The organism is Streptomyces sp. BA2 (assembly GCF_009769735.1).
Classification (GTDB): domain Bacteria; phylum Actinomycetota; class Actinomycetes; order Streptomycetales; family Streptomycetaceae; genus Streptomyces.
On sequence record NZ_WSRO01000002.1, the window covers coordinates 1,333,515 to 1,345,028 of the forward strand.

The following is an 11,514-nucleotide window of genomic DNA, read 5'->3' on the forward strand; positions in this document are numbered from 1 at the left end:
CAAACATCGCGGCACGTGACGCCGGCTCCGAGATGGACGAGCGAGGAACGACATGACGACGCTTCACCTGCAGGGGGCCGCGAAGCGGCGTCCCGCCAGGCCTCCGGCACCGAGGAACCGCCGTTCCTGGACGGGATGGGGGTTCATCGGCCCCTTCGTGGCGGTCTTCGCCCTGGTCTTCCTGGCGCCCCTCGCGTACTCCGTCTATCTCAGCCTCTTCCGTGACCAACTCATCGGCGGAACCACGTTCGTGGGCCTGGACAACTACCAACAGGCCCTGACCGACAGCCAGTTCTGGGCATCTGTCGGCCGGGTCTCGCTGTTCCTGGCGGTCCAGGTCCCGATCATGCTGGGCATCGCGCTGCTCGTGGCCCTCGCCCTGGACAGCGGCCGCCTCTACGGCAAGGACTTCTTCCGCATCTCGGTCTTCCTGCCCTACGCCGTGCCCGCCGTCGTGGCCTCGCTGATGTGGGGCTTCATGTACGGCACCCGCTTCGGGCTCGTCGGTGACATCAACGACGCCCTGGGCGTCTCACTGCCCGACCCGCTCTCGCCCGACCTGGTCCTCGCGTCGATCGGCAACATCGTCACCTGGGAGTTCGTGGGCTACAACATGCTGATCTTCTACTCCGCGCTCCGCGTCATCCCGCACTCCCTGTACGAGGCCGCGGAGATCGACGGTGCCGGTCAGCTCCGCGTCATCACGGCCATCAAACTCCCCGCGATCCGCGGCGCGTTGGTCATCGCGACGATCTTCTCGATCATCGGCAGCTTCCAGCTGTTCAACGAGCCGAGCATCCTGCAGAACCTCGCGCCCAACGCCATCACCACCGACTACACCCCGAACCTCTACACGTACTCGCTGTCCTTCTCCGGTCAGCAGCAGAACTACTCCGCGACGGTCGCCATCGTCGTGGGCCTGATCACCATGGTCATCGCCTACGTCGTCCAGCTGCGCGGCATGCGCAAGGGAGCGTGACCCGATGAACGGACCGAGCAGCCCCGTCACCACCGCTCCCCCGACCGTTCCCGCCCCTGCCCGCTCCCCGGGCGCCGCACCCCGGCTGCGGACACCCCGCGTCCGCGCATCCCGTCGGCACACCGCGGGCCGTCCGCGGCGCAGCGTCCTGCTCACCGTGCTCACCGGCCTCGTCCTGCTCTACAGCCTGGTACCGCTGCTGTGGCTGGTCATCAGCGCCACCAAGACCCAGGAGGGTCTCGCCGGTTCGTTCGGCCTGTGGTTCAGCGGGGACTTCGCCCTGTGGGACAACATCAGCACGACCTTCACGTACGACGACGGCGTCTTCACCCGCTGGTTCCTGAACACCCTGCTGTACGTCGTGGTCGGGGCCGGGGGCGCCACCTTCCTTGCGGTCCTCGGCGGCTACGCCCTCGCGAAGTTCGCCTTCCCCGGCAAACGCGCCGTGTTCGCCGTCGTCATCGGTGCCGTCGCCGTGCCCGGTACGGCTCTCGCGGTGCCCACCTTCCTGATGTTCAGCAAGATGGGCCTGACCGACACCCCCTGGGCGGTCCTGATCCCCTCGCTCATCTCGCCCTTCGGCCTCTATCTGATGTGGGTGTTCGCCACCGAGGCCATCCCCACCGAGCTGATGGAGGCCGCCCGCATCGACGGGGCGAGCGAGGTGCGCACCTTCTTCCAGGTCGCTCTGCCGCTGCTCGCGCCCGGCACCGTGACCGTCCTGCTGTTCACGATGGTCGCGACCTGGAACAACTACTTCCTGCCGCTGATCATGCTCAAGGACCCGGACTGGTACCCGCTGACCCTGGGGCTCGACAGCTGGAACGCCCAGGCCGCGACCGCGGGCGGCGATCCCGTCTTCCACCTGGTGATCACCGGTTCGCTGATCACCGTCGTTCCGCTGATCGCCGCGTTCCTGCTGCTCCAGAAGTACTGGCAGTCCGGACTCGCCGCCGGAAGCGTCAAGGAGTAGCCCCCGCACGGCAGTTCATCTCGTTCCGCCCCCTGTAGGCCACGAAGAAGTGGAAGCATCGCCATGCCCCAGAACACCCGCCGCCTGCTGCGCGGCATAGGTCTCGTCTGCGCCCTCGCCCTGGGGGCGACCGCCTGCGGCGGCTCCGACGACGACGGATCCGGTCAGAAGCAGGTCTCGTCCGCGGACATCGACGCGGCCTTGAAGAAGGGTGGCAAGGTCAAGGTGTGGGCGTGGGAGCCCACCCTCAAGAAGGTCGTCACCGACTTCGAGAGGGAACACCCCGCCGTCGACGTCGAGTTGGTGAATGCCGGCACGAACAAGGACCAGTACACGGCCCTGCAGAACGCCATCTCGGCGAAGAAGGGCGTCCCCGACGTCGCGCAGGTCGAGTACTACGCGCTCGGCCAGTACGCCCTGACCAAGTCCATCACCGACCTGGCCCCCTTCGGCGCGGACAAGCTCGCCAAGTCCTACTCGCCGGGCCCGTGGAACGCGGTGAAGTCCGGGGACGGCGTCTACGCCCTGCCGATGGACTCCGGCCCCATGGCCCTCTTCTACAACAAGAAGGTCTTCGACAAGCACAAGATCAAGGTGCCGACGACCTGGGACGAGTACCTCCAGGCTGCCCGCAAGCTGCACAAGTCCGACCCGAAGGCGTACATCACCAGCGACACGGGAGACGCGGGCCTGACCACCAGCCTGCTGTGGCAGGCCGGTTCGCGCCCCTACAAGGTCGACGGCACCAAGGTGGGCATCGACTTCTCCGACAAGGGCGCCCGTGCCTACACCGAGACCTGGCAGAAGCTCATCGACGAGAAGCTGGTCGCGTCGATCAATCCCTGGACCGACGAGTGGTACAAGGCCTTCGGTGACGGCACCATCGCGACCCTGCCCACCGGTGCCTGGATGCCCGCCAACTTCGCGTCCGGCGTGAAGGAGGCGTCCGGTGACTGGCGCGCGGCGCCTCTGCCGCAGTGGACCGCGGGCGCCAAGGTGAGCGCCGAGAACGGCGGCAGCTCGCTCGCCCTGCCCGAGCTCGGCAAGAACAAGGAACTCGCCTACGCCTTCGTCGAGTACGCCAACTCCGGCAAGGGCGTGCAGACCCGCATCAAGGAAGGCGCCTTCCCGGCGACCACCAAGGACCTGGAGTCCAAGGCGTTCCAGAACACCGAATTCCCGTACTTCGGCGGCCAGAAGGCCAACAAGGTCTTCGCCGAGTCCGCGGCGAACGTCGCCGACGACTGGAAGTACCTGCCCTACCAGGTGTACGCCAACTCGATCTTCAACGACACCGCGGGCAAGGCCTACGTCTCCGGCACTCCCCTGTCCAAGGGCCTGAAGTCCTGGCAGGACGCCTCCGTCAAGTACGGCTCCGAGCAGGGCTTCAGCGTCCAGAAGTGACGCGCCCAGACCCTCGTACGCACCCCCGAGCACCACACCGGAAGGACCACCATGCCCCCCACCCTCCCGTCCCGGCTGCTGCGCGGACCGGACGGTGACGCCGCTCCCCGGCTCGCGTACGGCGCCGACTACAACCCCGAGCAGTGGCCGCGCGCGGTCTGGCAGGAGGACGTCCGGCTGATGCGCGAGGCCGGCGTCAACATCGTCTCCCTGGGGATCTTCTCCTGGGCCCGCATCCAACCGGCAAAGGACGCCTGGGACTTCGCGTGGCTCGACGAGATCATGGACCTCCTTCACGCGGGCGGCATCGGGGTCGACCTGGCCACGGCCACCGCGTCCCCGCCGCCCTGGCTCACCGCGGCGCACCCGGAGATCCTTCCGGTGACCGCCGCCGGTGAGACGGTGTGGCCGGGGGCGCGGCAGCACTGGCGGCCGACCTCGCCCGTCTTCCGGGAGCACGCGCTGCGCCTGGTGCGGGAGATGGCCCGGCGCTACGCCGATCACCCGGCCCTCGTGGCCTGGCACGTCTCGAACGAGCTCGGCTGCCACAACATCTACGACTACTCCGACGACGCGGCCCGCGCCTTCCGCGTCTGGCTGCGCGCCCGCTACACCACCCTAGACGGGCTCAACCACGCCTGGGGCACGGCATTCTGGTCCCAGCGCTACAGCGACTGGGAGCAGCTCCTGCCGCCGCGGCTCGCGGCATCGCACCCGAACCCCACCCAGCAGCTGGACTTCAAGCGGTTCTCCTCGGACGCGCTCAAGGAGTATCTGCGCGCGGAGCGTGACGTCCTGCGCGAGCTCACCCCGGAGGTGCCGGTCACCACGAACTTCATGGTGATGGGCGGCACCAAGGGCATGGACTACGCCGACTGGGCGGGCGAGATCGACTTCGTCTCGAACGACCACTACGTCGTGCCGGGTCCGCAGGCCAGGGACGAACTGTCCTTCTCCGCCAACCTCACCAGCTCCGTCGCCGGCCACCGCCCGTGGTTCCTCATGGAGCACTCCACCAGTGCCGTCAACTGGCAGCCCGTGAACCTGGCCAAGGGCGAGGGCGACCTCGCGCGCGACTCCCTGCTGCACGTCGCGCACGGCGCCGACGCCGTGTGCTTCTTCCAGTGGCGACAGTCGGCGGCGGGCGCCGAGAAGTACCACTCGGCGATGGTGCCGCACGCCGGAGCGGACAGTGAGGTGTTCCGCGCGGCGACCGGTCTGGGACAGACCCTGAAGGCGCTCGCCCCCGTCGCCGGGACCGGGCGCGAACCGGCACGCGTGGCCGTCCTCTTCGACTGGGACTCGTGGTGGGCGAGCGAGCAGGACTCCCACCCCACCTCCCTTCTCGACTACCACCAGGAGGCCCTCGACTGGTACTCCGCGCTCCTCGCCCTCGGCATCCGCGCCGACGTCGTGACCACGCGGACCGACCTCACCTCGTACGACGTCCTGATCGCGCCCGTCCTGCACGTGGTCCCCGAGGCTCTCGCCAAGGACCTCACGCGGTATGTCGAGGGAGGCGGTCACCTGGTCACGACCTACTTCTCCGGCATCGTCGACGAGAACGACCACATCTGGCTCGGCGGTTATCCAGGAGCGCTGCGCGAGCTGCTCGGCATCCGCGTCGAGGAGTTCGGGCCGCTGCTGGCCGACGACGCGGTCGAGCTTGACAACGCCACCACAGGCACGGTGTGGACCGACCGGATCACCGTCACGGGACCGGAGGTGGAGGTCCTCGCCCGGTACCGCACCGGTGCGTACGCCGAGCGGCCCGCCGTCACCCGCCGTGCGGCAGGGCGGGGTTCGGCGGCGTACGTCTCCACCCGGCTCGGCAGGGACGGCCTCGCCGCGCTGCTGCCGCGGCTCCTCGCCACGGCAGGCGTCGAGAGCGAACTGCCCGTCCCCGCACGGGGAAGCGTCGAGCTGGCCGTACGCCGCGATACCGAAAGCCGCTACCTGTTCCTGGTCAACCGCACGGACGACTCCGTGCCGCTGCCCGGACTGACCGGAGACGTCCTGATCGGCGCGGCCCCGGATGCCGCCGACGGCGAACTCGCCCTGCGGCCAAGGGAAGTCGCCGTCCTGCGAAAGACCAGCCCCTGACACCCATCCTCAGCGCACCTACGTAGGGAGCACACGTTGGCACCTCGTACCCGCACGAGACGACTCATCGGCGCCGTCGGCATCACCGCCCTGGCCACCGGGGCGGCCCTGCTCACCGCCCCGCCGCAGACGGCAGCCGCGGCGTCCGCCGCGGTCACCGTCCGGCCCGATCCCTCCTACCAGCACGAGAAGTTCGAGGGCTGGGGCACGAGCCTGGTCTGGTTCGCGAACGCCACCGGCGACTACCCCAAGGAGATACGCGAGAAGCTGGCGGAGCTCCTCTTCGGTGACGAGGGCCTCGGCCTGAACATCGCCCGCTACAACATCGGCGGCGGCAACGCCCCTGACGTCAAGGACTATCTGCGCCCCGGAGGCGCGGTCGAGGGCTGGTGGAAGGCCCCGGCGGGCACCACGCGCGAAGACACCGACTGGTGGAGCGCCGCGGACCAGGCCGACTGGAACCCGAAGGCGGACGCCACCCAGCGCTGGTGGGTCGACCGGATCAAGAACAACGTCGACCACTGGGAGACCTTCAGCAATTCGCCGCCCTGGTTCATGACCGAGAGCGGTTACGTCTCAGGCAACTTCGACGCGGGCACCGACCAGCTCAAGACCGGGTTCGTCGACGACTTCGCCTCGTATCTGGTGGGCGCCACCGAGCGCCTCGAAAAGGCCCACGGCATCAAGGTCGACACCCTCGACCCGTTCAACGAGCCCAACACCGACTACTGGGGCACCCGTCTGGGAGCGGACGGCGAGCCGGTGGGTGGTCGCCAGGAAGGGGCCCACATCGGTCCGGAGCTCCAGCAGAAGGTGATCCGCGCGCTCGGCCCGGCGCTCGGGAAGTCCCGGACCGGCGCGGAGATCTCCGCGATGGACGAGACCAACCCCACCATCTTCACGCGGAACTGGAACTCCTACCCGCGGGAGGTCAGGGACGCCGTCGGCCAGATGAACGTCCACACGTACGGCACCGAAGGACGCACCAGCGTGCGCGACCTGGCCAAGGCGGAGGACAAGCCGCTGTGGATGAGCCAGGTCGAGGGCGACTGGGGCGACGGGCAGGACTTCGACGACATGCGGCCGGGCCTCGGCATGGCCCAGCGGATGGTCGACGACCTGCGTGAACTGGAGCCGAAGGCCTGGGTGTTCTGGCAGCCGGTCGAGGACTACGACAACATGAAGCCCGGCGGCGAGTCCGCCAAGGGCGGCAACTGGGGAAGCATCCAGCTGCCGTTCAGCTGCACCTCCAAGGACACGCTTGAGACCTGCCCGATCCGTACGAACACCAAGTTCGACACGGCCCGCAACTTCACTCACTTCATCAGGCCCGGCGACCGGCTCGTCAAGGTCGACGACACCTCCAGCGCCGCCGCCGTGTCCAGCAAGGGCGACGGAGCGACGGTCGTCCACGTCAACAGCGAGACCGCCGGGCGCACGGTCACGGTCGACCTGTCCAAGTTCGGCCGCGTGAGCGGCGGAGCGACGGTCACACCCGTCGTGACCAGCGCCGAGGGCAAGCTCGAACGGCACGCCGCCATCGACGTCCGCGACAAGAAGGCCACCTTCGACGTGCCCGCCCAGTCGGTGACGTCCTTCCTCGTCAAGGGGGTCTCCGGCGTCGCGAAGGACGCCGCCCTGCTGCGCAAGAACCACACGTACGAACTGACGGGCGTCCAGAGCGGCAAGGACCTCACGGTCTCCGACGACGGCACCGGCCTCGTCATCAAGACCGCTGCGGACACGGCGGGCCAGCGGTGGCAGCTGCGGCAGATCAGCGGTGACACCGGCAATCAGCGGCGGCATGTGTTCACCAACCCGCTGGAAGGAAAGCGGCTGGCCGTCCGTGACGGCGTCCCGGTGGCCGAAGCCGACAACGGCCCTCGCGGCAAGGCGGCCCAGTGGATCATGTCCACGACCGGCGACGGCACCTGGACCCTCGTCAACGCGGCCACAGGACGGCTCCTGGAGGTCGGCGGCCAGGCCACGCACGACGGAGCGGCCGTCACGACGTGGACACCGAACTCCGGGTCCCACCAGCGCTGGAGGGTGACCGAGCGGTAACCAGGACCTCGGAAGCGCTCCTCACCAGGGAACATCACTCACTGCGATCGCTTGACATGCACTGCGTTACCGCCCGTGCCACGATGAGAAGACCAATCCGCCCTCACGAGGAGTGAACTCATGGGCAAGCAAAAGCGGTCCGCCGATCCGTCCCGTCAGGCCCCCGGCCGGCAGGAACCCCCGCAGCGGGGTCAGCGCCCGCAGGACCCCGCACAGCCGGGCCAGCGTCGCCAGCAGGAGCGTGACCAGGGCGACGCACGCGCGCAGCACCGTCAGGGCATGGACGACGACCTGGTCTGACGCGCGGACCGTATGCCCCGAGGGGCGCACCCAGTGCCTGGGTGCGCCCCTCGGCAGTACGTGCGACGCGGATACCGACCACTGAGACTCCTCGCCCTGGGTACCCGTTCGCGTCAGCGCCGTGATGACCACGTACCACCGGTCCCTCAGGAGAAGACATGACCACGCAACGCGGGACAGTCGACGAGTCGTACTGGATGGCGACCACGCCCGGCACCGGGTATCCGGCCCCCGACGCGGATCTGACGGCCGACGTCGCGGTCGTCGGCGGCGGCATCGCCGGTCTCTGCACCGCCTGGGACCTCGTCCGCGCCGGTCTCGACGTCGTCGTCCTGGAGGCGGACCGGATCGCCGCGGGCGTGAGCGGCTACACCACGGCCAAGCTGACCGCCGCGCACGGCCTCATCTATGCCGGTATCGAGGCGAAGCACGGCGCGGACGACGCGCGGCTGTACGCGCTCTCGCAGCAGGAAGCGGTCGAGCGGACCGCGGCCCTCTGCGCCGAGCTCGACATCGACGCGGAGCTGGAACGCGCCCCCGCCCTCACCTACGTACAAGACGCCGCACGCGTCGACGAGCTGCGGCAGGAGGCAGCCGCGGCTCGGCGGGCCGGTCTCGACGCGTCCTTCGTGACCGAGACGGAACTGCCCTTCGACGTCGCGGGCGCCGTGCGCGTCGAGGGCCAACTGCAGTTCCATCCGCGCAAGTTCCTCCTCGCCCTGGCCGAGCACATCACCCGCGCGGGGGGACGCGTCTTCGAGCGCGCCCGGGTCACCGCCCTCCATGACGGCGCCCGGTGCCGGCTCACCACGGAATCCGGCGTCACGGTCGAGGCACGCGACGCGGTCATCGCCACGCACTACCCGGTCTTCGACCGCACCCTGCTCTTCACCCGGATCAAGCCCCGCCGGGAGCTGGTGATCGCGGCGCCCGTGCCGTCGGACGCGGCGCCCACGGGCATGTACATCACCCCGGAGGGCGGGACCCGTTCGCTGCGCAGCGCACCCTACGACGACGGGCGACGGCTGCTCATCGTCACCGGGGAGTCGTTCGAACCGGGCTCGGGCGGGGTGCGCGGACGGTTCGACCGGCTCGACGCCTGGGCGCGCGAGCACCTGCCGCACTTCGCCGAGAAGGGCGACTCCTACCGGTGGGCGGCACAGGACAACGACTCCGCCGACCATCTGCCCTACGTCGGCCACGCCCACCCCGGCACCCAGCACGTCTTCGTCGCCACCGGCTTCGGCGGCTGGGGCATGAGCAACGGCGTGATGGCGGGGCGCCTGCTCACCGCCCACATCGCGGGCGGACCGCGGCCTGCCTGGACCGATCTGTACGACCCGCGCCGGCTGCCGCCCGTCCGTGACGCGGGCCAGATCGCCTCCTACCAGGCGGCAGCGGCGAAGCACTTCATCGGCGACCGGCTGCACACCAGCCACGTCGACTCGCTGACCGACATCCCGCCCGGCAGCGGAGCCGTCGTACGCCTGCGGGGCAAGCGGTGCGCGGTCTACCGCGACGAGAGCGGGAACGCCACGGCTGTCTCCGCGCGCTGCACCCACCTGGGATGCCTGGTGCAGTTCAACGACGCGGAGCGGGTCTGGGAATGCCCCTGCCACGGGTCCCGCTTCGCGACGGACGGATCGGTCCTGCACGGCCCCGCCACGCATCCCCTGGAATCGCTCGAGACCCCGGATTCCCCGGCCTAGGAGAGGTGGTCGCCTTGGTCTCCGTGGACGGGTTCACCGACCGCCTCGACTACCCGATGTACGTGGTGACGGCGGCGGCCGACGGTGCGCCTGCGGGCTGCCTGGTCGGATTCGCCTCGCAGTGTGCGCTGGATCCGCCTCGCTTCGTGGTGTGGCTGTCCCAGGCGAACCACACGTACCCGGTGGCCCGACGTGCCGCGTTCCTCGGCGTGCACCTCCTCAGGCGCGATCAGCACCGGCTCGCGCGGCTGTTCGGCGGCGAGTGCGGCAAGCGCGTCGACAAGTTCGCCGACGCCCGGTGGGAGCCTCACACGGGCGGGGCACCCGTGCTCACGGACTCGTGCGCCTGGTGGGTCGGCAAGATCGAGCGGCACGCCGACTGGGGAGATCACGTGGGCTTTCACCTCACCCCGGTGGAGGCGGGCGCGGACCCGCCGCCGCACGAGAAGCTGCTCCGCCTGAGCGACGTCACCGACCTCACCCCCGGCCACCCGGCATGATCGCGGAAGAGCGGTCCGGCAGGACTATCCTGGAGCGTGTCAAGGACCAACGGCAGTCTGTGCCCTCAGCTGCTGGAGGTAGCCATGAAAGGCGAACACCCCGGCCGCCGCGGGCACCCGCGCACGGAGCCCGGCCTATTGAGCCCTGGGCCGCACACGGACCGCGCCCATCGCCTGCGTCACCTGCTCACTTACCTCTACACGCCGCTCTTCCTCGCCCTTGCCGTGCTCTTCGGGGTGTGGGCGACACGCTCCCTGAGCGGCGAACCTCCCAGCCCCTGGGCGCTGGCGGGCCTCGCGGTCCTCTTCGCGATTCTGGCCCTCCTGGCCCTGGCCGTACTCACGGCCCTGCACCACCGTCACCAGGACCACCATCACCGGGACCACTGAAACAGGAAGGGGAGACATGGCCGGCCAGAAGGCTGTGATGCGGGAACTGCTCAGGACGTCGGGACAGACGTACGCGGCGGAGGCGGGCATCCGCTTGGCAGACACCCCCCAGCCGCTCTATCGCACGCTCGTCCTGTCCTGCCTGCTCAGCGCACGGATCCGGGCATCCGTCGCGGTGGCGAGCACCCGCGCGCTGTACGAGGCCGGGATGCGCGGCCCGCGGCAGATGGCCGACGCCTCCTGGCAGCAGCGGGTCGACGCCCTGGGGCGCGGCGGCTACCGGCGCTACGACGAACGGACCGCGACCCAGCTGGGCGACGGCGCCCGACTCGTGCTCGACGAGTGGGGCGGGGACCTGCGCACGCTGCGTGAGAAGGCGGACGGCGACGCGGCGGTACTGAAACGGCTGCTGCGTCAGGTGCCGGGCCTCGGCCCCACCGGCGCGGACATCTTCCTGCGCGAGGTGCAGGACGTGTGGACCGAGTACGGCCCCCGCTTCGACGCCAAGGTCCTTCAGGGAGCCGAGCGCCTCGGTCTGCCCCGGGACACGTCGGCGCTGTTGCGGCTCGCGGGCGACGAGAAGCCAGGTGTGGCCGCCGCGGCGCTGGTCAGGGCCGCCCTCGACCGGAAACTGGCGCAGGCCAGTCTCGACGGGGCGGCCGGGTCCTGAATCTCACCGCTGCCTCACCCTTGTCTCGCCCCTGTCTCACCCCTGGCAGAGGCAGAAGGGGTGTCCCGCCGGGTCGGCGTAGACACGCCAGGGCCGTTTCCCGCCGTTGTCGTCGACGTCGAGCGGTGTCGCCCCCACGGCGAGCACCTCGTCGTGCGCCTTCGCCATGTCGGTGACGGTGAAGTCGAGGTGCAGCTGCTGCGAATCCGAAGCGGCCTGCGGCCACTTGGGCGGGCGGTGGTCCGGTACCCGCTGGAAGGAGACCCTGGCACCACCCGTGGCGTACAGGTCGTACCAGTCCTCGTCGTACTGCCGGATCTCGCCGCCGAGCACGGCCTGGTAGAACCGGGCCAGCGGCTCGGGCTCGGGGCAGTCAAGCGCAACCAAGGTGTAGGCCGCGATCGCCATGGACGGTTCGCCTC

The 11,514-nt window shown here is 69.7% G+C and carries 11 protein-coding genes; 10 read left to right on the plus strand and 1 reads right to left on the minus strand.

The features are described from left to right. Positions 1 to 52: 52 nt before the first annotated feature. The 10 genes from E5671_RS08600 (at position 53) to E5671_RS08645 (ending at position 11,092) form a co-directional block, all read left to right on the plus strand. Positions 53 to 979, plus strand: coding sequence for a carbohydrate ABC transporter permease (locus E5671_RS08600; RefSeq protein WP_160503247.1), 927 nt, complete (start codon positions 53 to 55; stop codon positions 977 to 979). Between the two features lie 4 nt (positions 980 to 983). Beyond that, entirely contained in the window at positions 984 to 1,952 is a 969-nt protein-coding gene (locus E5671_RS08605; RefSeq protein WP_160503248.1) for a carbohydrate ABC transporter permease, read from the plus strand. A 63-nt stretch (positions 1,953 to 2,015) separates the two neighbouring features. Further along, entirely contained in the window at positions 2,016 to 3,356 is a 1,341-nt protein-coding gene (locus E5671_RS08610; RefSeq protein WP_160503249.1) for an ABC transporter substrate-binding protein, read from the plus strand. Between the two features lie 51 nt (positions 3,357 to 3,407). Next, positions 3,408 to 5,459, plus strand: a complete 2,052-nt coding sequence (locus E5671_RS08615) for a beta-galactosidase (RefSeq protein ID WP_160503250.1) — start codon at positions 3,408 to 3,410, stop codon at positions 5,457 to 5,459. 36 nt (positions 5,460 to 5,495) lie between these two features. After that, complete coding sequence (locus tag E5671_RS08620) at positions 5,496 to 7,523, plus strand: glycoside hydrolase (RefSeq protein WP_160503251.1); 2,028 nt, start codon at positions 5,496 to 5,498, stop codon at positions 7,521 to 7,523. Positions 7,524 to 7,643: 120 nt separating this feature from the next. Beyond that, entirely contained in the window at positions 7,644 to 7,823 is a 180-nt protein-coding gene (locus tag E5671_RS08625; RefSeq protein WP_160503252.1) for a hypothetical protein, read from the plus strand. Between the two features lie 158 nt (positions 7,824 to 7,981). Then, positions 7,982 to 9,532, plus strand: a complete 1,551-nt coding sequence (locus tag E5671_RS08630) for an FAD-dependent oxidoreductase (RefSeq protein ID WP_160503253.1) — start codon at positions 7,982 to 7,984, stop codon at positions 9,530 to 9,532. Between the two features lie 14 nt (positions 9,533 to 9,546). Continuing rightward, entirely contained in the window at positions 9,547 to 10,032 is a 486-nt protein-coding gene (locus E5671_RS08635; protein WP_237330503.1) for a flavin reductase family protein, read from the plus strand. An 84-nt stretch (positions 10,033 to 10,116) separates the two neighbouring features. Continuing rightward, a complete protein-coding gene (locus E5671_RS08640) occupies positions 10,117 to 10,422 on the plus strand; it encodes a hypothetical protein (RefSeq protein ID WP_237330135.1) in 306 nt (101 codons plus the stop codon). 16 nt (positions 10,423 to 10,438) lie between these two features. After that, positions 10,439 to 11,092, plus strand: coding sequence for an endonuclease (locus E5671_RS08645; RefSeq protein ID WP_160503255.1), 654 nt, complete (start codon positions 10,439 to 10,441; stop codon positions 11,090 to 11,092). Positions 11,093 to 11,128: 36 nt separating this feature from the next. Here E5671_RS08645 and E5671_RS08650 read toward each other — a convergent pair whose 3' ends face one another. After that, the gene (locus E5671_RS08650) at positions 11,129 to 11,500 is read right to left on the minus strand and encodes a VOC family protein (protein ID WP_160503256.1); all 372 of its coding nucleotides are present in this window, start codon (positions 11,498 to 11,500) and stop codon (positions 11,129 to 11,131) included. Positions 11,501 to 11,514: the final 14 nt, after the last annotated feature.